At 70.1% G+C, this 19,605-nt stretch carries 18 protein-coding genes; 13 read left to right on the top strand and 5 right to left on the bottom strand.

Going from position 1 to position 19,605, the window contains the following annotated elements; all coding sequences use genetic code 11:
- Positions 1 to 17 precede the first annotated feature (17 nt).
- The 3 genes from REH65_RS09145 to REH65_RS09135 are packed head-to-tail and all read left to right on the top strand — an operon-like array spanning position 18 to position 3,082.
- Entirely contained in the window at positions 18 to 1,259 is a 1,242-nt protein-coding gene (locus tag REH65_RS09145; protein WP_406692108.1) for a sensor histidine kinase, read from the top strand.
- Positions 1,260 to 1,296: 37 nt separating this feature from the next.
- Positions 1,297 to 1,995, top strand: coding sequence for a response regulator transcription factor (locus REH65_RS09140; RefSeq protein WP_093416391.1), 699 nt, complete (start codon positions 1,297 to 1,299; stop codon positions 1,993 to 1,995).
- Between the two features lie 25 nt (positions 1,996 to 2,020).
- Positions 2,021 to 3,082 (top strand): Gfo/Idh/MocA family oxidoreductase, encoded by a 1,062-nt coding sequence (locus REH65_RS09135; protein WP_406692107.1) that lies wholly within the window; start codon positions 2,021 to 2,023, stop codon positions 3,080 to 3,082.
- Positions 3,083 to 3,241: 159 nt separating this feature from the next.
- Here the strand turns inward: REH65_RS09135 and REH65_RS09130 are convergent, their stop codons facing one another.
- Together REH65_RS09130 and REH65_RS09125 are read right to left on the bottom strand one after the other, a co-directional pair.
- Complete coding sequence (locus REH65_RS09130; RefSeq protein ID WP_406692106.1) at positions 3,242 to 3,439, bottom strand: DUF397 domain-containing protein; 198 nt, start codon at positions 3,437 to 3,439, stop codon at positions 3,242 to 3,244.
- A 23-nt stretch (positions 3,440 to 3,462) separates the two neighbouring features.
- A complete protein-coding gene (locus REH65_RS09125) occupies positions 3,463 to 4,302 on the bottom strand; it encodes a helix-turn-helix domain-containing protein (protein WP_406692105.1) in 840 nt (279 codons plus the stop codon).
- Between the two features lie 118 nt (positions 4,303 to 4,420).
- Between REH65_RS09125 and REH65_RS09120 the strand changes: the two genes are divergently transcribed.
- The 8 genes from REH65_RS09120 to REH65_RS09085 all read left to right on the top strand — a co-directional run bounded on the left by REH65_RS09120 (position 4,421) and on the right by REH65_RS09085 (position 13,614).
- On the top strand, positions 4,421 to 4,642 hold the full coding sequence (locus tag REH65_RS09120) for a hypothetical protein (RefSeq protein WP_406692104.1): 222 nt from the start codon (positions 4,421 to 4,423) through the stop codon (positions 4,640 to 4,642).
- 119 nt (positions 4,643 to 4,761) lie between these two features.
- A complete protein-coding gene (locus REH65_RS09115) occupies positions 4,762 to 7,137 on the top strand; it encodes a phosphoketolase (RefSeq protein ID WP_406693128.1) in 2,376 nt (791 codons plus the stop codon).
- The gene (locus REH65_RS09110; protein WP_406692103.1) at positions 7,122 to 8,222 is read left to right on the top strand and encodes an acetate/propionate family kinase; all 1,101 of its coding nucleotides are present in this window, start codon (positions 7,122 to 7,124) and stop codon (positions 8,220 to 8,222) included. The genes REH65_RS09115 and REH65_RS09110 overlap by 16 nt, the downstream gene beginning before the upstream one ends.
- 248 nt (positions 8,223 to 8,470) lie before the next feature.
- Positions 8,471 to 9,355: an ectoine/hydroxyectoine ABC transporter substrate-binding protein EhuB gene (ehuB, locus tag REH65_RS09105; RefSeq protein ID WP_406692102.1), complete on the top strand. Its 885-nt coding sequence runs from the start codon at positions 8,471 to 8,473 to the stop codon at positions 9,353 to 9,355.
- A gap of 6 nt (positions 9,356 to 9,361) precedes the next feature.
- Positions 9,362 to 10,063 carry an ectoine/hydroxyectoine ABC transporter permease subunit EhuC gene (gene ehuC / locus REH65_RS09100; RefSeq protein WP_406692101.1) on the top strand — a complete coding sequence of 234 codons (702 nt, stop codon included), beginning with the start codon at positions 9,362 to 9,364 and terminating at the stop codon, positions 10,061 to 10,063.
- On the top strand, positions 10,060 to 10,716 hold the full coding sequence (gene ehuD, locus REH65_RS09095) for an ectoine/hydroxyectoine ABC transporter permease subunit EhuD (RefSeq protein WP_281457747.1): 657 nt from the start codon (positions 10,060 to 10,062) through the stop codon (positions 10,714 to 10,716). The genes ehuC and ehuD overlap by 4 nt, the downstream gene beginning before the upstream one ends.
- A 4-nt stretch (positions 10,717 to 10,720) precedes the next feature.
- A complete protein-coding gene (gene ehuA, locus REH65_RS09090; protein ID WP_406693127.1) occupies positions 10,721 to 11,476 on the top strand; it encodes an ectoine/hydroxyectoine ABC transporter ATP-binding protein EhuA in 756 nt (251 codons plus the stop codon).
- 149 nt (positions 11,477 to 11,625) lie between these two features.
- The gene (locus tag REH65_RS09085) at positions 11,626 to 13,614 is read left to right on the top strand and encodes an APC family permease (protein WP_406692100.1); all 1,989 of its coding nucleotides are present in this window, start codon (positions 11,626 to 11,628) and stop codon (positions 13,612 to 13,614) included.
- 7 nt (positions 13,615 to 13,621) lie between these two features.
- Here REH65_RS09085 and REH65_RS09080 read toward each other — a convergent pair whose 3' ends face one another.
- Positions 13,622 to 14,590 carry an LLM class flavin-dependent oxidoreductase gene (locus REH65_RS09080; protein WP_406692099.1) on the bottom strand — a complete coding sequence of 323 codons (969 nt, stop codon included), beginning with the start codon at positions 14,588 to 14,590 and terminating at the stop codon, positions 13,622 to 13,624.
- A gap of 57 nt (positions 14,591 to 14,647) precedes the next feature.
- On the bottom strand, positions 14,648 to 14,830 hold the full coding sequence (locus tag REH65_RS09075) for a PspC domain-containing protein (RefSeq protein WP_093416368.1): 183 nt from the start codon (positions 14,828 to 14,830) through the stop codon (positions 14,648 to 14,650).
- 79 nt (positions 14,831 to 14,909) lie between these two features.
- Here REH65_RS09075 and REH65_RS09070 point away from each other — a divergent pair, with 79 nt between their 5' ends.
- Complete coding sequence (locus REH65_RS09070) at positions 14,910 to 15,710, top strand: hypothetical protein (RefSeq protein WP_406692098.1); 801 nt, start codon at positions 14,910 to 14,912, stop codon at positions 15,708 to 15,710.
- Between the two features lie 245 nt (positions 15,711 to 15,955).
- Positions 15,956 to 17,395, top strand: coding sequence for an Nramp family divalent metal transporter (locus REH65_RS09065; RefSeq protein WP_281457743.1), 1,440 nt, complete (start codon positions 15,956 to 15,958; stop codon positions 17,393 to 17,395).
- 156 nt (positions 17,396 to 17,551) lie between these two features.
- On the opposite strand, the gene REH65_RS09060 is transcribed toward REH65_RS09065, so the two are convergent.
- The gene (locus tag REH65_RS09060) at positions 17,552 to 19,579 is read right to left on the bottom strand and encodes a glycosyltransferase (RefSeq protein WP_406692097.1); all 2,028 of its coding nucleotides are present in this window, start codon (positions 19,577 to 19,579) and stop codon (positions 17,552 to 17,554) included.
- Positions 19,580 to 19,605: the final 26 nt, after the last annotated feature.

Genomic DNA, 19,605 nt, shown 5'->3' with positions numbered 1-19,605 from the left:
GCAGACAGGCAGGTGCGATGGTCGACCAGGTCGCCGGAAGACTGGTGTTCTCCCGCTCCCGCTCGGGGTTGTGGACCTGGGCGCTGAACCACCGCGTGACGCTCTTCGACGTCTCGTTCGTGCTCGCCGCCTCGGTGCTCTACGTCTTCGACGCGGCGCTGGCCGACCACCCGCCGTCGATCCCGTGGTGGGTGCCGATGGCCATCGGCGGCCCGGCCGGGCTGCTGCTGACCTTGCGCCGCCGCGCGCCGTGGACGGTGCTGTTCCTGCTGACCGCCACGGCGGTCGGGCTGACCGCGTTCCAGCTGAGCATCGGCGCGCTGAACCTGGTCATCCAGGTCGCGCTCTACTCGGTGTGCGTGCGCACGACGCCGTCGATGATGGTGGCGGCCGCGACGCTGGCGATGTGCTACCCGGTCTCCGACGCGATCGCCTACGGGATGGGCCCGCTGATGGGGACGTTGCGGGTGATCGGCGCGGTGGTGAACCTGGTGATCGTGGTGGGCCTGGCCTACGCGGTGCAGATCGGGCGCAGGCGCGCCGAGCAGCTGGAGCGGACCCTGGCGCTGCTCGACGACGCGCGCGATCAGCTCGCCGCCGACGCGGCCTCGATCGAACGCGCCCGCATCGCGCGGGAGTTCCACGACATCGTCTCGCACAACCTGTCGGTGGTGGCGCTGCGCGCGGGCGTGGCGCGGGCGGTGATCGACCGCGACCCCGACCACGCGCGGCAGACCTTGCAGGAGCTGGAGAGCAGTTCGCGCGGGGCGCTGGGGGAGATGCGCGACATGCTCACCGCGCTGCGGGAACGCGATTCCAGCGGCAAGGAGACCATCGACTGGCAGCCCACGCCGACCCTCGACGGGCTGGACGCGCTGGTCGACTCGGTGCGCGGCGGGCAGGTCACCTGGAAGCTGGACCGGCGCGGGCCGGTGCGCGAGCTCGGCGCGGGCGTGGAGATGACGGCCTACCGCATCGTCCAGGAGGCGATGACCAACGTCCTCAAGCACGCCGGGTCCGGGCGCGCGCGGGTGCTCGTCGAGTACGCGGCGGCGACGTTGCGGATCGAGGTGACCAACGAGTTGGCCGCGACCGACGGCGAGGTGCAGCGGCCGGTGTCCCAACAGTCGGGTCACGGGTTGATCGGGCTGAGGGAACGCGTTGCGCTGCTGGGCGGAACTTTGACAGCACATCCGGTCATGAACGGATTTCGGCTCGAGGCCGTGTTACCGTGCCCGGAAAATTCGGACCTGACCTGAGCCGTAAATGTCAGGCCGCCAGGACTAGGAGGCGTCGGTGGGAACTGCGGAGACGACCGTCCTGGTTGCCGATGACCAGGCGATGATCCGCGCCGGGTTGGTGGCGCTGCTGTCCAACGAGCCGGGTCTGCGGGTCCTCGCCGAAGCGTCGGACGGTGATTCGGCGGTGGCGGCGGTGCGCCGCAGGCGCCCGGACGTGGTGCTGCTGGACGTGCGGATGCCCGGCAAGGACGGCATCGCCGCCGCGCAGGAGATCCTCGCCGAGACCGACGGCGCGACGTCGGTGATCATGCTGACGGTGCACGACCTCGACGAGTACGTCTACGGCGCGCTGCGCGCCGGCGCCAGCGGTTTCCTGCTCAAGGACGCCAGTCCCGAGGAGCTGGTCAAGGCCGTGCACACCGTCGCCGCCGGTGAGGCGCTGCTGGCGCCCCGGGTGACCAAGCGGCTGCTCCAGCGCTTCGCCGCGCTGGGCGTGCGCGATGCGCGCAGCGAGCTGTCGGTGCTCACCGAGCGCGAGGTGGACGTGCTGCTGGAGGTCGCGCGCGGCGGTTCCAACGCCGAGATCGCCCGCAACCTCGGGCTGGCCGAGCTGACGGTGAAATCGCACCTGTACCACGTGATGCAGAAGCTGCAGATCTCCTCGCGCACGCAGCTGGTGATCCTCGCCTACGAGACGGGCCTGGTCTGCCCGGGCCAGGACAACGCGCGGCCCCCGAGCCAGGTCTCGGTCTGAGCGCACCGGCGTGTCTAATGGGGACATGCACGGCTCGGAACAGCACGAACTCAAGGTCGGACTCGTCGGCTACGGCTCGGGCGGGAAGATCTTCCACGCGCCGCTGATCGCCGCTCACCCGCGGCTGCGGCTGGACGCGGTGGTCACCGCGAACCCGGAGCGCCAGGCGCAGGTGCGCGCGGACCTGCCGGGCGCCGAGCCGGTGGCCGACCTCGACGCGCTGTTCGCCCGCGAGCCGGATCTGGTGGTCATCACCACCCCGAACCGCACGCACGCCGAGCTGGCCAGGACCGCGCTGGACGCGGGCGTGCCCGTGGTGGTGGACAAGCCGTTCACGCCGACCGCGCAGGAGGGTCGCGAGCTCGTCGAGCACGCGCGCGAGCGGGGGCTGCTGCTGACCGTGTTCCAGAACCGCCGGTGGGACAGCGACTTCCGCACGGTCCGCAAGGTGCTGGAGAGCGGTGAGCTGGGGCGGGTGCACCGGTTCGAGTCGCGCTTCGACCGCTGGGCGCCGCAGCCGAAGCCGACCTGGCGCGACTCCGGCGGTGCCGAGGACGTGGCCGGGCTGCTCTACGACCTGGGCAGCCACCTCATCGACCAGGCGCTGCAGCTGTTCGGCCCGGTCGCCTCGGTCTACGCCGAGATCGACTGCCGGAGGCCGGGGGTGCGCGCCGACGACGACTCGTTCGTCTCGCTGACCCACGTCAACGGCGTCCGCTCGCACCTGTGGATGAGCAAGCTCGCGGCAGTCCCGGGGCCGCGACTGCGCCTGCTCGGCGACCGGGGCACGTTCACCAAGCACGGCACCGATCCGCAGGAAGCCGACCTCCGCGAGGGCAAGCGACCGCTCGACGACGCGTGGGGCCGCGAACCCGAGGACATCTGGGGCGAGCTCGGCGACGGCGACACCACCCGCACGATCCCCAGCGAGCCGGGCGCCTACCAGTCCTTCTACGACGGAGTCGCCGACTCCCTGCTCACGGGCGCCCCGGCCCCGGTGGACCCCACCGATGCCATCACCGCCCTCGACATCATCACCGCGGCCCGGCGCTCCGCCGAGAACCACACGGTCGAGACCCTCACCTGACCCCGCGCACCCCGGGCCGGGATGCCGCTGCCCGTTGCCGACGTCCGTTGGCAACGGGCAGTTTTAGCCATAATCACCCATGATCGATGTCCGTTTTGCCCGGACAATTATGGCTAAAACTGTCCCCTGGTGAGCGAGGAGCCCTCCGCCGAGCAGTGCTCAGCGGTCGTAGCGCCCTGCTTTGAGGGTGGTGAGGAAAGCGGCCCACTGGGCGGGGGCGGTGGTGAGGTGGGCTGCGTGGGGGTTCTTGCTGTCGCGGATGCCGATGGCGGTCGGGGTGATCGCGACCTCGACGCACTGCCCCGCGTTCGCGCTGCGCGAGCTCTTTCGCCAGGTCGCCTTGGCCAGGTCGCTCACTCGCGCCTCCTCTGATCGCCGGTCTACTCCTCGGCAATCGTACGCACGAGCGAAAGCGATTCGCGTTGCGGCAAGGCGGCCGCTCGCACCTCGTCGAAGAGGTTGCGCAGCGTGCCGACGTCATGAGGGTCCTCGATCACGTGGCCGCCGAGCGGGCCGTCCATGTACGCGACGTCGGGGTCGGCCTGCTCGGCGAAGGTCAGCACGGTGAATCCGCTCGGCATGCTCGCGTGCGCACCTGCGGAAAAGGGAATCACCTGCAGGATCACGTTCGGGAGGCCGCCGAGGTCGATGAGTTGTCGCAGCTGCTCCCGCATCACGTCCGGGCCACCGACCGAGCGTCGCAGCGCTCCTTCGCTGATCACCAACCGCAGTTCGAGGGGATGCTCGCCGGTGAGGCGCTTCTGCCGCTCCAGTCTTGCCGCGACGCGCTTCTCCACGTCCTCCGGCTTCGTCAGATGTTCGCCCGAGCTGTGGATTTCGCGGGCGTAGGACTCCGTTTGGAGCAGGCCGGGGATGAGCTCGACCTCGAAGTTGCAGACCATCGCGGCGTCGGTTTCGAGGCCGACGTAGGGCTTGAACCACTCCGGGAGCTTGTAGGTGCTCCACCAGCCGCGTTTCGACCCCTCGCGGCGGGTCTCCTCCAGCTGCGAGCGCGTGTCCGCGGCTGCGCCGTACTTGTCCAGCAGTGCTGCGAGCTCCACCTTCTTCATGGTGGAGGTGCCGCGCTCCCAGTTGCGGATGGTCTGGGCGGTGCAGCCGAAGAACTCCGCGACGTCGGCGGTCGTCAATCCGGCGGCGTGACGGAGTTCTGCGAGGTGAGCGCCGAGTCGACGGCGCCGCGCGGTGGGTCCGAGCGTCATGTCGAAGACCTTAGCGATGTTCTTCCAGCCAGAAGATCACCCAAACGAGCAATTCTCAAATCTTTGGCAAAAGATTTAACTTCAGCCCACTCGGTTTCTCGGAGATCTGGAGGTTGGGATGACGACGTTGCGGGCGAATCGGCACTACTGGCTGCCGGTTCCGAACGAGGGCACGAGCGCGGGAACGCGCCACGCCTTCCGCGGGCCGCGCTGGGAGGGGCAGCGGCAGGAGCGGGCCGTGTGCGGGAAGGAGGTCGGCATGGCGCAGCCGTCGGAGATGGACTGGATCCTGTTCCCCACCTGCGCGGACTGCTTCGGGGTTCTCAAGGGGGAGGGGTAGTCGCTCGTCGTCACCCCGAGTTGCGGGTTGGGGCTGGGGGACCACGCTGAGTGCGTGGGTCGACGTTGCAGGGGGTCGGGATGAGCAGTGACGTGGAGGTCGCCGAGGTGGGTTGGACGATGACGCCCGCGGTGAGCGAGCACCTGGACCCGCAGGAGCTCGACGGGCTGCACCTGTGGTGGCGGGCGGCGAACTTCTTGTCAGCGGGCCAGATCTACCTGATGGACAACCCGCTGCTGCGGGAACCGCTGCGGGCCGAGCACATCAAACCGCGGCTGCTCGGGCACTGGGGGACCACGCCCGGGCTGAACTTCATCTACGCCCACCTCAACCGCGCGATCCGGATGCGCGACCTGGACATGATGTACGTGATCGGCCCCGGGCACGGCGGCCCCGGCCTGGTCGCGGCGTCGTGGCTGGAAGGCACCTACAGCGAGATCTACCCGGACGTCGCCCAGGACAACGAGGGCCTCAAGCGGCTGGTCACCCAGTTCTCCTTCCCCGGCGGCATTCCCAGCCACGTCGCGCCGGAGACGCCCGGCTCGATCCACGAGGGCGGCGAGCTCGGCTACTCGCTGTCGCACGCGTTCGGGGCGGTGTTCGACAACCCCGACCTGATCGTGCCGTGCATCATCGGCGACGGCGAGGCCGAGACGGGTCCGCTGGCCACGAGCTGGCACGGCAACAAGTTCCTCAACCCCACCACCGACGGGGCGGTGCTGCCGATCCTGCACCTCAACGGGTACAAGATCGCCAACCCGGCGGTGCTGGCGCGCATCCCCGACGAGGAACTGCTCAGCATGCTGCGCGGTTTCGGCTACGAGCCCTACCTCGTCGCCGGTGACGAGCCGGCGCCGATGCACCACCTGTTCGCCGCGACGCTGGACCGCTGCCTCGACGAGATCGCCGCGATCCAGCGCCGCGCCCGGCGCGACGGATTCGGGCAGCGGCCGCGCTGGCCGATGATCGTGCTGCGCACCCCGAAGGGCTGGACGGGACCCGACACCGTCGACGGCAAGTACGTCGCCGGGACCTGGCGCGCCCACCAGGTTCCGATCACCGATCCGCGCGGCAACCCGGAACACCTGTGGCAGCTGGAATCCTGGATGCGCAGCTACGAACCCGGAGACCTGTTCGAGTCCTCGGGCGCCCCGGTGCGCGCGATCCGCGACCACAACCCGGTCGGGGATCGGCGGATGAGCGCCAGCCCGCACGCCAACGGCGGGCACCTGCTGCGGGCGCTGCGGCTGCCCGAGTTCCGGGACTACGGCGTGGAGGTCGATGAGCCGGGCGCCGCCACCGGCGAGGCGACCCGCGTGCTCGGGCGGTTCCTGCGCGACGTGATGCGGTTGAACGACACCGAGCACAACTTCCGCATCTTCTCCCCGGACGAGAACAACTCCAACCGGCTGGGCGCGATCCTCGACGTCACCTCCCGCACCTGGGAGGCGGAGATCCTGCCCGGAGACGACTCGCTGGCGCGCGACGGACGCGTGATGGAGGTCCTCTCCGAGCACACCTGCCAGGGCTGGCTGGAGGGGTACCTGCTCACCGGCAGGCACGGGTTCTTCTCCTGCTACGAGGCCTTCGCGCACATCGTGGACTCGATGGTCAACCAGCACGCCAAGTGGCTCAAGGTCACCGGCGGACTGGCCTGGCGGCAGCCGATCGCCTCGCTGAACTACCTGCTCACCTCGCACGTGTGGCGGCAGGACCACAACGGTTTCTCGCACCAGGACCCGGGTTTCATCGATCACGTGGTGAACAAGAAGGCCGAGGTGGTGCGCGTCTACCTGCCGCCGGACGCCAACACGCTGCTGTCGGTGGTCGACCACTGCCTGCGCAGCCGCGACTACATCAACGTGGTGGTCGCCGGCAAGCAGCCCGCGCCGCAGTACCTGGACGTCGAATCGGCGGTGGTGCACTGCACGAAGGGGATCGGGATCTGGGACTGGGCCTCCAGCGACGCCGACGGCGACCCGGACGTGGTGATGGGCTGCGCGGGCGACGTGCCCACGATGGAGACCCTCGCCGCGGTGGACCTGCTGCTGCGGGAGTTCCCGGACCTGCGGATCCGCGTGGTCAACGTGGTCGACCTGATGCGGCTGCAGGACGAGCGCGAGCACCCGCACGGGCTGTCCGACGCGGAGTTCGACAGCCTGTTCACCCGCGACCGGCCGGTGATCTTCAACTACCACGGCTACCCGTGGCTGATCCACCGGCTGACCTACCGCCGCCACAACCACGAGAACATGCACGTGCGCGGATACAAGGAGGAAGGCACCACGACCACGCCGTTCGACATGTGCGTGCTCAACCAGATCGACCGGTTCAACCTGGCCATCGACGTCATCGACCGGGTCCCCCGGCTCGGCCCGCGCGCCGCGTACGCGCGAGAGGCGTTGAAGACCAAGCTGATCGAGCACCGGCACTACGTGTCCACGCACGGCGAGGACATGCCGGAGATCCGGGAGTGGGTGTGGCCGGGCCGGTGAGGGTGCTGACGGTCAACGCCGGTTCCAGCAGCCTCAAGCTGGGCCTGCTCGACGGCGACGAGCTCGTCGACGAGCACCACGCCGAGCGCTGGGACGGTGAACCCGAGCCCATCGCGGAGTTCCTCGACACCCACGGCGCCGAGGTCATCGGGCACCGGGTGGTGCACGGTGGCGCCCGCGTCACCGAGGCGACGGTGGTCGACGACGAGGTGCAGGCGTACCTGGAGTCGCTGGCGGAGCTGGCGCCGCTGCACCAGCCGCGCGCCGTCGCGGGGATCCGGGTGGCGCGGCGGATCGCGCCGGAGGTGCCGTCGGTGGTGTGCGTCGACACCGCGTTCCACGCCCGGCTGCCCACCGCCGCCGCGACCTACGCGCTGCCGCGCGAGTGGAACGAGCGGTACGGCCTGCGGCGCTACGGTTTTCACGGTCTCTCGCACGCCTACGCGGTGCGTCGCGGGGCGGAGCTGACCGGGCTGGAACCCGGGCGCGGGAAGGTGCTGAGCTGTCACCTGGGGGCCGGTGCGTCGATGGCGGCGGTGCTCGACGGCCGCTGCGTCGACACCACGATGGGGTTCACGCCGGAGGAGGGCCTGGTGATGAACACCCGCAGCGGCAGCGTCGATCCGGGCCTCCTCGGCTGGCTCATCGACGCGAGAGGTGTTGCGCCGCAGGAGGTCTTCGAGGCGCTGGCGACCCGGTCCGGGATCGCCGGGCTGTCCGGGGGATCGGGCGACCTGCGCGACGTGCTGGACGCGCGGGAGAACGGGGACCACGACGCCGCAACGGCCTTCGACGTCTACCGGCACAGCCTGGTGCGGCACGCCGGGGCGATGCTGGCGGTGCTCGGCGGGCTGGATCTGCTGGTGTTCACCGGCGGCATCGGCGAGCACCAGCCGCCGGTGCGCGCGGCGGTCGGCTCGGCGCTGGTGTTCGCCGGGGCGGCGATCGACCCGGCGCGCAACATCCACGCCGAGGAGGGGGAGATCAGCGCCGCCGGGGCCGGAGCGCGCAGCGTGGTGGTGCGGGCGCGGGAGGACCTGGAGATCGCGCGGCAATCGCGCGTCGCGGTCGCCGTGCGCGGGTGAGGTCTGACCTTCACCCGTCCGTGTTGAATCGCCATCTGAACGAATTTCGTCCGCTTTGCGGGGCGCTGGTCCGACATCCTCTGTTTGCGCTGGAATGCGACTCGATGCGCTGCGTCGGCGCGATTTTCGGAAACCGCTCGGTAACACGTCACGGGCTGTTTTCGCGTTGACACGGACAAACGCGCGTCTTACGGTCTCTGCCCAACCGCATCACTCGAATGGGCGATGCACTAGGGAGGTTTGGGCCGATGCTCAGGACCGAAATGTCCCGACGACAGTTGCTCCGCGCCGGTGGAGCGGCCGCAGTAGCCCTGCCGGCCGCCGGGTTCCTCGCCGGGTGCAGCTTCACCCAACCCGGCACCGGGCAACCGACCGGATCCACGTTGGACCGCCTCAAACAGCAGGGATACGCCCGGATCGCGATCGCCAACGAACCGCCCTACACCCAGATCAACCCCGACGGCAGCGTCACCGGAGCCGAGCCCGACGTGGTCGCCGCCGTCCTCAAGCGGATGGGCGTGCCGCGCATCGAAGGCGTCGTCACCCCCTACGAATCGATGATTCCGGGACTCAACGCCAACCGGTGGGACATCATCGCCGCCGGATTGTTCATGAAGCAGTCCCGCTGCAGCCAGATCAGCTACTCCGAACCGCAAATCGTGTCCACCGAATCGTTCGCGGTTCCCGCCGGGAACCCCAAGAAGCTCACCGGAATCGCGGCGGTGAAAGCCGATCCCGCGCTCAAGATCGCGGTGCTCCCGGGCGGGTTCGAGGACGGCGCGCTCAAGACCGCCGGAGTTCCCGCCTCGCAGATCGTCAACATCCCCGACGGCCGCAGCGGGATCGAGGCCGTGCAGGCCGGCCGGGCCGACGCGTTCCTCCTGCCGACCCTGTCGCTGGACGCGCTCAAGACCGAGGGCATCGAGATCACCGGTGCCATCACCGACGTGCAGCAGACCGGGTCCGGCGCCGGGTTCCGGCAGGCCGACGGCGCCCTGGTCGCCGCCTACGACGAGCAGCTCAAGGCGCTCAAGGGCACCCCGGAGTTCGACCAGATCCTCGGCAAGTGGGGGTTCTCCGGCGAAGCCGCGCGAGGGGTCACCCGCGACCAGCTCTGCTCCGTAGCGGGCTAGCCGCCGATGTCGGAGATCCTCCCGTACTTCCCGCTGCTCGGTGAGGGCCTGCTGATCACCATCGCGCTCACCCTCGCGGGCATGGTGCTCGCGGTGGTGGTGGCCTTCGCCGCCGGCATCGCCCGGATGTCGCACCGCCGCTGGCTGCGCTGGCCCGCGGCGGTGTTCATCGAGAGCTTCCGCGGCACCTCGATGCTGGTGCAGCTGTTCTGGCTGTTCTTCGCGCTGCCGTTCTTCGGCATCCAGCTGGTGCCGTTCGCCGCCGCGATCCTCGCGCTCGGTCTCAACGAGGGGGCCTACGGCGCGGAGATCGTGCGCGGCGCGATCACCGTGCTGCCGCGCGGCCAGCGGGAAGGCGCCATCGCGCTGAGCCTGAGCCCCTACCAGCGGATGCGGTTCGTCATCCTGCCGCAGGCGGTTCCGGCGATGATCCCGCCGTTCGGCAACGTCATGGTCGACCTGCTCAAGAACACCTCGCTGGTGTCGCTGGTGACCGTGGCCGACCTGACCTTCACCGCGCAGATGGTCCGCAACACCACCGGAGCCACCGCGGCGGTGTTCGGCACGATCCTGGTGCTCTACTTCGTGGTCGCCTACGCGCTGTCGCTCGGATCGTCGTGGCTGGAGCGCCGCGTCGACCCGACCCGTCCCGCGCGGTCGCAGGGCTTCTGGCAGCGGGTGCTGCCGGATCGGCGGGTGATGTCGTGATCTGGGACTGGTCGTTCGCGGCGCAGATCGTGCCGTTCCTGCTGCAGGGCCTGTGGGTCACCGTGCAGATCACCCTGATCGGCATGGCGATCGCGCTGGTCGTCGGGTTGTTCGTGGCCGTGGTGCGCTACTCCGAGGTGCCGGTGATCAGCAAGCTGTTCACCTTCTACGTGCTGTTCGTGCGCGGCACCCCGCTGCTGGTGCAGGCCTACTTCGCGTTCTTCGTGCTGCCGAGCGTCGGCGTGCAGTTCTCGCCGATGATCACCGGCATCGTCGTCATCGGCCTCAACTACAGCGCCTACACCGCCGAGGTCTACCGCGCCGGAATCCAGAGCGTGGCCGCAGGGCAGTGGGAGGCGTGCACCGCGCTGAGCCTGTCGACCTGGCAGCGCTGGCGGTTCGTGGTGCTGCCGCAGGCCATCCGCGACGTCATCCCCGCGCTCGGCAACTACCTGGTGCAGATGTTCAAGGACTCGGCGATCCTGCACGCCATCACCGTGTTCGAACTGCTCGGGCACGCGACCGCGATCGGGTCCAGCAGCTACCGCTACCTGGAGCCGATGACGATCGCCGCCCTGCTGTTCCTGGCGGTCAGCCTCCCGGCGGCGAGGCTGATCAAACGATTGGAGCTGCGTCTTGCCCACCCCAGATGACGCGATGATCTCCTTCGCCGGCGTGGGGAAGTCCTTCGGGGACAACCACGTGCTGCGCGAACTCGACCTGACGGTGGCGCCGGGGGAGAAGGTGTCGATCATCGGGCCCAGCGGCTCCGGGAAGACCACCATCCTGCGGCTGCTCATGACCCTGGAGAACCCCGACAGCGGGCTGATCGAGGTCGACGGCGAACCGCTGTGGGACTGCAGGGAGGGCGCCCGGTTCGACGCGAAGAAGCAGGCCGAGGTGCGCCGCACGATCGGCATGGTCTTCCAGCACTTCAACCTGTTCCCGCACATGACCGTCCTGGACAACGTGACGCTCTCGCCGGTGCAGGTGCTGGGCATGAGCCGCGAGGAGGCCGGGAAGCGCGCGGTCGAGCTGCTGCAGCTGGTCGGCCTGGACAAGCACATGTCGCACAAGCCGGGCCAGCTCTCCGGCGGTCAGCAGCAGCGCGTCGCCATCGCCCGCGCCCTGGCGATGCGGCCGAAGGTGATGCTCTTCGACGAGGTCACCTCGGCGCTGGACCCGGAGCTCATCGGCGAGGTCCTGGCGGTCATCCGCGACCTCGCCCACACCACGGCCATGACGATGCTGCTGGTCACCCACGAGATGCGCTTCGCCGAGGAGATCTCCGACCGCGTCCTCATGTTCGACTCCGGCTCCGTCGTCGAATCCGGCCCCCCGTCGCAGATCCTCCAGAACCCCCAGCACGAACGAACCCAGCGCTTCCTCAAGGCCGTCCTCGAACGCAAATGACCTCGTCCCCCAGGGGCGAACCGATTTCAACGGAGATCGAGACCGGATTTCAACGGAGATCCGGTCTCTGATTTCCATTTAAATCCGGAAGACCACTCGCACGGAGTAGTTCGTCGGTGGGGTGGCGGGCGCGAACCTAGCCTGGGTCGGTGGCGTCGTTCCGGCAGGTGGTGAAGCGGCTCGTGCTCGGGCCTCCGGTCCGCAGCGACCGGATGCGCGAGACGTTGCTGCCCAAGCGGCTCGCGCTCCCGGTCTTCGCCAGCGACCCGCTGTCCTCGGTCACCTACGCCACCCAGGAGATCCTGCTGATCCTGTCCCTGGGCGGGCTGGCGGTGCTGCACCTGGCGCCGTGGGTGGGACTGGGCGTCGTGCTGCTGCTGGCGGTCGTCGTCGCCTCCTACCGGCAGGTGGTGCACGCCTACCCCAGCGGCGGCGGGTCCTACGAGGTCGCCGCCCGCAACCTCGGCCGGAACGCGAGCCTGGTGGTGGCCGCGGCGCTGATGGTGGACTACGTGATGACCGTGGCCGTGTCGGTGGCGGCGGGCGTGGACAACCTCGTCTCGGCGGTGCCCGCGCTGTACCCGTCGCGGGTCTGGCTGGCGGTGGTGCTGGTGCTGGTGCTGGCCGCGCTGAACCTGCGCGGTGCCCGCGAGTCGGGCCGCGCCTTCGCCGTGCCCACCTACCTGTTCGTCACGGCGATGGGGCTGACCGTGCTGGTCGGACTCGTGCAGACGGCAGCAGGTCACCCACCGGTGGCCGAGAGCGCGGGCTGGGGGATCCGGCCCGAGCAGACCGACCTGACCGGGATCGCTCTGGTGTTCCTGCTGCTGCGCGCCTTCGCGTCCGGGTGCACCGCGCTGACCGGTGTCGAAGCGATCTCCAACGGGGTGCCGGCGTTCCGCCGCCCGAGGGCGCACAACGCCGGACGCACCATGCTGATCATGGGTGGCCTGGCGATCGGGCTGTTCAGCGGCGTCACCGCGCTGGCCGTGATCAGCGGGGTGCGGGTCGCGGAGAACCCGTGCGATCTGATCGGGTTCCCCGGCGACTGCCGCAACAGCGGCCAGCGGACCGTGATCGCGCAGCTCGCCGCTTCGGTGTTCGGCGACGGAAGCGTCATGTTCTTCGTGGTGCAGGCAGGCGCGGCGCTGATCCTGGTGCTGGCGGCCAACACCGCCTTCAACGGCTTCCCGATGCTCGGCTCGCTGCTCGCCCAGCGCCGATACCTGCCGCGACAGCTGCACACCCGAGGCGACCGGCTGGCGCACTCCAACGGCATCGTCGTGCTGGGCGCGGTCTCGATCGCGTTGATCGCGTCCTTCGGCGGGTCGGTGACCGCCCTGATCCAGCTCTACATCGTCGGCGTGTTCCTGTCGTTCACGCTGTGCCAGGTCGGCATGGTGCGGCACTGGAACCACGAGCTGCGCGAATCCGATGACCCGGGCAGAGCTCACCGGGCACGGCTGATCAACGCCGTCGGCGCGGTGCTGACGGCCACGGTGCTCTGCGTCGTGCTGGCCACGAAGTTCACCCACGGCGCCTACCTGGTGGTGCTGGCGATCCCGCTGCTGTTCCTGCTGATGCGCGGCATCCACCGGCACTACCGCCAGGTGCGGCGCGAGCTGGAACCGGAGTCCGGACTGCTGGACTCGCCGAGCCGGGTGCACGCCGTCGTGCTGGTGTCCACAGTGCACAAACCGGCGCTGCGCGCGATGGCGTTCGCCCGCGCCGCCCGGCCGGACACGCTCACGGCGCTGACCGTCGAGGTCGACGAGGCCGACACGCACCTGCTGCGCAGCGAGTGGGAACGCCTCGGCATCGACTTCCCGCTGGAGGTCGTGGAGTCGCCGTACCGGGACATCACCCGGCCGATCGTTGGCTACATCAAGGACCTGCGCCGCTCCCGCGCGCGCGACCTGGTGTGCGTCTACATCCCGGATTACGTCGTGGGGCACTGGTGGGAGGGGCTGCTGCACAACCAGAGCGCCCTGCGCCTGACCTGGCGGCTGCGCTTCGAACCGGGTGTGGTCGTGGTCAGCGTTCCCTGGCAGCTCGACTCCAGCCACCGCCGGGAGGTCGACCGCGCGCACCACCCGCCGGGCCACGTCCGGCGCGGAATCCGACCGGACTTCCATTGAAATGGCCTCACCCGGTGAGGGCGGCGAGGTGGCGGTAGGAGTCGAGGCGGGCTTCGGGGGAGTGGGCGGTGGTGGTGACCAGGAGTTCGTCGGCTCCGGTGGTCGCGACGAGGTCCTTGAGGGCCACCGCGACCTCGTCCGGGGTGCCGTAGGTGTGGCCCTGCATGGCTCGGGTGAAGTGGGTGCGCTCGCGGTCGGTCATGTCGCGGGCGAGGATCCGGTCCGGGTCGTCCAGCGGCGGGAACTCGCCGCGTGTGCGGGACCAGACGCCGGCCCAGGCCTCGGGGACGAGCAGGCGGCGGGCGTCCTCGGTGGTGTCGGCGACCGCGATGGAGCGGGCCACGACCACGTGGGGCTCGGCCGCGCGGGGCGACGGGCGGAAGCGCTGCCGGTAGTCGTCGATCGCGCGCAGCATCTGGTTCTCGCCCAGCGGTGAGGCGATGACCAGCGGCAACCCGAGCTCGGCCGCGCTGGTGGCGGTGCGGGTGGCCAGCACGAACACCGGCAGGTCGAGGCCCTCGGCGGGGATCGCGTGCACCCCGGCGACGCCGCCGTCGAGGTAGGCCAGCAGCTCGGCGAGCTGCTCGGTGAAGCCGCTCGCGTCCTCGGCGCCCAGCGCCTTGCGGATGCCTCCGGTGAACCCCAGCGACCGTCCCAGGCCGACGTCGACGCGGTCGCCGAACAGCGACGCGAGCACGCCGAACTGCTCGGCGACGACCAGCGGGCGGTGGTTGGGCAGCATCACCCCACCGGTGCCCACCCGGATGCGGCTGGTGGCGGCGGCGACGGCCGAGGCCAGGACGGTGGGGGCGGCTCCGGCGACGCCGGGCACGCTGTGGTGCTCGGCGACCCAGAACCGGTGGTAGCCGAGCCGCTCGACCTCCTGCGCGAAGCGCACCGTCTCCCGCAGCGCCTCCTGGGCGCTGCCGCCGACGGGGATGTGCGAGCGGTCCAGCACGGACAGGCGGGGACTCACGTCAAGTGCAACGCCTGCCGGAACCGAAGATTCCGGCAGGCGCGTGTGACCTCCCCGTCAGCGAGCCTTCGGCAGCAGGATCCACAGCAGGATGTAGAGCACGAACTGGGGACCCGGGAGGATGCACGAGACCACGAAGGCGAGCCGCACCAGGAACACGGGCAGCCCGAACCGGTGAGCGAGGCCCGCGCACACGCCGGCGATCATCTTTCCGTTGCGAGGACGCTCCAATGCCGTCATGACTCCACCCTGCCCGCGCTCCGACGATCTCGCCAACCCGCGTCTCGCGTGCCGCCCGTCCGGATGGCAGGTTGAGGGCGTGGACCTGCGGGAAGTGGCACGGGAGCTGTGCACGGGCGATCCGGTGGACTTCGTCACCGCCCGGAACGCGGCCGCCGCGCGCGCCCGCGAGTCCGGCGACACCGGGCTGGCCGAGCGGATCAAGAAGCTGCGCAAGCCCACCACGGCGGCGTGGGCGGTGAACCTGCTCGCCGACCGCGAACCCGACGAGCTGGGTGCCCTGCTCGACCTCGGTGACCGGCTCCGCCAGGCGCAGCGCGAGCTGCGCGGCGACGAGCTCCGCGACCTGGCCGCCGAACGGACCCGCCTGCTCGACCGCCTCACCACCCGCGCGGCCGAGCTCGCCGTCGAAGGCGGCCACGAGATCGCCGACTCGGGCCGCGAGCAGATCACGCAGACCCTCACCGCCGCCCTCTCCGACCCCGAAGCCGCCGCCGAGGTCCAGCGGGCGACCCTGACCAAGCCCCTCGAGTACAGCGGCTTCGGCCTCGACGACCTCGCCGTCGCGGCGATCCAGCGCCAGGCCGCACGACCCCGAACCTCCCGCAAGAGCGAGGAGTCCGGTGAGGGGAAGGTCCTGGAGCTGCGAAACCGATTGCGGGACAGCGAGAAGCACCTCGACACCGCGGCCGCCGAGCTCACGAGGGCCGAAACCGCGTGCCGCGAGGCGGAAGAGCGCCACGAGCAGCTGCGCGAGGAGCTCGCCGACGCCGAGGCGGAGCTCCGGGTGCGCCGCCGGGACGTGAAGACCGCGCGGCAGGAGCACGAGCGGGCGGTCAAGGCCAAGGACGCCGCCGCCCGGGCCCTGGGCGAGGACTGAGGACGGTTTTTCCTCGAATCACCCCGTGATCATGTCCGTTTTGTCCGGACAATTCGAGGAAAAACTGTCCCCTGGTGAGAAGGACGCGCTCCCCACCGCGCTCCTCGGTGGTGGCGGGGTGGTGAGCAGAGCTGATGTTGCTCGGGCGTAGGCGACAGAAGTATTACTTTTCGCCGGGTTGTGTTGTTCGGGCGCTTACGTTGGCGGCTCTCGCAGGACAAGCACAACGAGCAAGGGTGCCGACGATGGCAGATCGCAACGACGCGAGCCCGGTGAGCCCGGAGGCGGCGTTCCCCGACAAGTACATCCCGAGACCGCAGGTGCGCGACCTGCCCGAGCCGCCGCGCGACCAGTGGCGGCTGATCGGCCCGGGCATCGTCGCGGCGGGCGTCGGCCTGGCCAGCGGGGAGTTCATCCTCTTCCCCTACATCACATCGCAGGTCGGCCTGACCTTCGTGTGGGCGGCGCTGCTGGGCCTGGTCACGCAGTACTTCCTCAACATGGAGATCGAGCGCTACACGCTGGCCACGGGCGAGACCGCCGTGACCGGTTTCAGCAGGCTGTGGAAGCACTGGGGCCTGGTCTTCGCGATCATGGCCTACTTCGCCAACCTCTGGCCGGCGTGGGCGACGAGCTCGGCGACGCTGATCACCTACGCGATCGGCGGCGACAAATCCCTGATCGCGGTGGGAATCCTGGTGCTGGTGGCGCTGATCCTCACCCTCGCGCCCGCCGTCTACACGGCGCTGGAGCGCGCCGAGATGCTCAAGGTCGCCGCGATCGTGCTGCTCATCGTGATCGGCTGCCTGTTCGTCATCGGAGCCGAGAGCTGGCAGGCGCTGCCCACCGTGGTCACCGAACCCGGGTTCCCGGCCGCCGAACTCGGCTTCGCCGTGCTCATGGGCGCTCTGGCGTTCGCCGGTGCCGGTGGTGGCCAGAACCTGGTGCAGAGCAACTGGATCCGGGACAAGGGCTTCGGCATGGGCCACTACGTGCCCAAGATCGTCTCGCCGCTGACCGGTCAGTCCGAGGCGCGCGGCCAGGCCGGGTTCATCTTCCCGGCCACCGAGGAGAACCTGGGCCGCTGGAAGGCGTGGTGGCGCTTCGCCAACAAGGAGCAGCTGATGACCTTCGTGGCCATCACGTTCCTGTCCATCATGTTCATGTCGCTGCTCGCCTACGGCACCGTGTTCGGCCACCCCGGGCTGGAGAACGACGTGTCGTTCCTGCGCATCGAGGGCGAGAAGATGTCCGAGACGGCCGGCGGCTGGTTCGGCTACTTCTTCTGGGTCGTGGGCGCGTTCTCGCTGTTCGCCGCGGCGCTGGGCATCGTCGACTACACCAGCCGGCTGGCCGCCGACGTGCTCAAGACCAGCTACTTCCCGGACGCCTCCGAGAGCAAGATCTACGCGATCCTGGTGTGGGGCCTGTGCATCATCGGCACCGTGGTGATCATGGCCGGGATGGACCAGCCGCTCGTGCTGGCCACGATCGCGGCCTGCACCGGTGGCGTCATGATGTTCATCTACTCGGGGCTGCTCATCGCCATCAACCGCAAGATGCTGCCCGCCCAGATCCGCATCTCGGGCGTGCGCCTCGGCGCGCTGATCTGGTCGATCGTCCTGTTCGGCGTGCTCGCGGTGCTGACCGTGCACCAGCAGGTCGGGGAGCTGCTCGGCGGCTGAGGGGTGGGGGAAGTTCTCATGAGAACTTCCCCCAGCCTGGGGAGCCTCCGGTCGCTCGGGCCGGAGGCTCCGCCGTGCGGGGAGCCGAATGCTCCACGTGCCAGCGCGGAGCGCCCGCCGGCACCACCAGGATAGCTCGCTCACCTGCGGTTTCGTCTACCTCTGGGCCGGGGTGAGCTGGCCTCGGCGGTCGAGCTTCTGCCACGGCAGGCGGGCGCCCGCTAGGGCCGTGATCACCGACTGCACCACCACCAGGTACATCAGCTGCCGGTAGGCGACCTGCTGCAGCGGCAGCGCCCACAGCGGGCGCAGCCGCTCGCCGTCCATCCGGAACGCGATGATGCCCGGCAGCAGCTGCATCGCCAGGAACGCCAGCCAGGTCAGCGCGAAGGTGCGCCCGTCGGCGCTCAGCAGTGCGAAGAACGCAGCCACGTCCACCACCGGGGCGATGACCTGCAGCAGCACCTGGAACACCAGCAGGTAGGGCAGGCCGAGGCGGCCGAGCCTGCCGCCCGGACCGCGTTCCAGCACCGAGCGCCGGTGCTTCCAGGCGGCCTGCAACGTGCCGTAGCACCAGCGGTAGCGCTGCTTCCACAGCTGACCGGCGGTCGCGGGCGCCTCGGTCCAGGAGATCGCGTTCTCCTCGTAGGCCATCCGCCAGCCGTCGCGTTCCAACGCCATCGTCAGGTCGGTGTCCTCGGCCAGCGTGTCGTCGCTGACGCCGCCGACCGCGAGCACCGCCGAGCGCCGGAACGCGCCCAGGGCACCGGGAATCGTCGGCGTGCAACCGAGCATCTCGTAGACCCGGCGGTCCAGGTTGAACCCGATCACGTACTCGATGTGCTGCCAGCGGCCCAGCATCGTGCGCCGGTTGCCGACCTTGACGTTGCCGGACACGGCCCCGACCGACGGGTCGGTGAAGTGGTCGACGAGCCGCGACACCGCGTCCGGTTCGAGGATCGTGTCCCCGTCGACGACCACCACCAGCTCCGAGCGCGCCGCGGCGAGCCCGGTGTTGAGCGCGGCGGCCTTGCCCGCGTTGCGCTGCTGGATCAGCCGGACGTGCTGGTGCCGCCCGAACTGCTGCTCGACGATCTCGGCGGTGCGGTCGGTGGAACCGTCGTCGACGACGATGACCTCCACCGGGTGGTCGGAGGCCAGGATCGTGCGCACCGTCGCGGCGATCCCGGCCTGCTCGTTGTAGGCCGGGACGATGACGCCGACGCGTTGGCTGATCTGCCACGGCGGCACCCAGCGGCGCGAGCGCCACCGCTGGACCGGGGCCAGGACCAGCACGAACACCATCCGCAGGATGCCCAGCGCGGCCGCCGCCCACAGCAGGGCGCGCAAGGCGTCGGCGAGCCAGGCCGAGGCGACCACCACGCCCACGAACAGCGATCCGGCGACCCGGTAGAGCAGCCCGGCGGGCACGGTGGTGGTGCTCAGGCCGAACGCGGCGCCGACCGAATCCACCTGCCATCCGGTGCTTCTGAGCTGGGGCAGCAGCCGTTCGAGCGCGGCGACCGTGTCGGGACCGGCCGCGTCGTGCATGAGCAGGACCGTGCCGCGGTCGTCGCGCGGGGTGGAGGCGGCCAGCACGGCATCGGGTCCCCGGCCGCGCCAGTCCCCCGAGTCCCGGTCCGGCACCACCACCTGGTGACCGTGATTGCCGATGCGCAGCAACGAGTTCCACGCGGCCTGGTCGAGCGAACCGGTGGTCAGGTGCGCGGGTTGGGCCAGGGTCGTGGTGATCCCGGCGGCTCCGGCCAGCGCGAGGTCGGTGGACTTCAGCTCCAGCTGCACGCGCCGTGCTCCGACCTCGCGCAGGTCGGTGCGGGTCAGCGTGCGGTTGCCGATCTCGTGCCCGGAGTCGACGATCTCCCGGATCAGACCGGGGTTGCGCGCGGCCTGCGCGCCGGTGACGAAGAACGTCGCGCGCACGTCGTTGCGCGCCAGCACGTCCAGGACCCGCGGTGTCCACTGCGGATCGGGTCCTTCGGCGAAGGTCAGCGCCACGGTGCGCGGCGGCACCGGGCGCACGGTGGGTTCGCGCGGGTCGATCACCGACCCGCCGTCGAAGGCGGTCGGGGGCACGAACTGGCGGGTGCCGCTGGGCGTGCCGTCGGTGCCGACGCGGCTGAGCAGCACGTCGAGCCCGAGCAGGCTGGAGATCACGAGCAGCACCAGGCCCAGCAGCAGCCAGTGGGATC

Source organism: Saccharopolyspora sp. ID03-671, assembly GCF_045278815.1.
Taxonomy (GTDB): Bacteria; Actinomycetota; Actinomycetes; order Mycobacteriales; family Pseudonocardiaceae; genus Saccharopolyspora; species Saccharopolyspora ipomoeae.
The sequence above is the reverse complement of the archived record's forward strand: the minus strand, read 5'-3'. Positions and strand labels throughout refer to the sequence as shown.

Coding starts and splice junctions, on each gene's coding strand:
- REH65_RS09145 (WP_406692108.1), top strand. CDS start 18: ATGGTCGACCAGGTCGCCGGAAGACTGGTGTTCTCCCGCTCCCGCTCG.
- REH65_RS09135 (WP_406692107.1), top strand. CDS start 2,021: ATGCACGGCTCGGAACAGCACGAACTCAAGGTCGGACTCGTCGGCTAC.
- REH65_RS09125 (WP_406692105.1), bottom strand. CDS start 4,302: ATGACGCTCGGACCCACCGCGCGGCGCCGTCGACTCGGCGCTCACCTC.
- REH65_RS09120 (WP_406692104.1), top strand. CDS start 4,421: ATGACGACGTTGCGGGCGAATCGGCACTACTGGCTGCCGGTTCCGAAC.
- REH65_RS09115 (WP_406693128.1), top strand. CDS start 4,762: ATGACGCCCGCGGTGAGCGAGCACCTGGACCCGCAGGAGCTCGACGGG.
- ehuB (WP_406692102.1), top strand. CDS start 8,471: ATGCTCAGGACCGAAATGTCCCGACGACAGTTGCTCCGCGCCGGTGGA.
- ehuC (WP_406692101.1), top strand. CDS start 9,362: ATGTCGGAGATCCTCCCGTACTTCCCGCTGCTCGGTGAGGGCCTGCTG.
- ehuA (WP_406693127.1), top strand. CDS start 10,721: ATGATCTCCTTCGCCGGCGTGGGGAAGTCCTTCGGGGACAACCACGTG.
- REH65_RS09075 (WP_093416368.1), bottom strand. CDS start 14,830: ATGACGGCATTGGAGCGTCCTCGCAACGGAAAGATGATCGCCGGCGTG.
- REH65_RS09065 (WP_281457743.1), top strand. CDS start 15,956: ATGGCAGATCGCAACGACGCGAGCCCGGTGAGCCCGGAGGCGGCGTTC.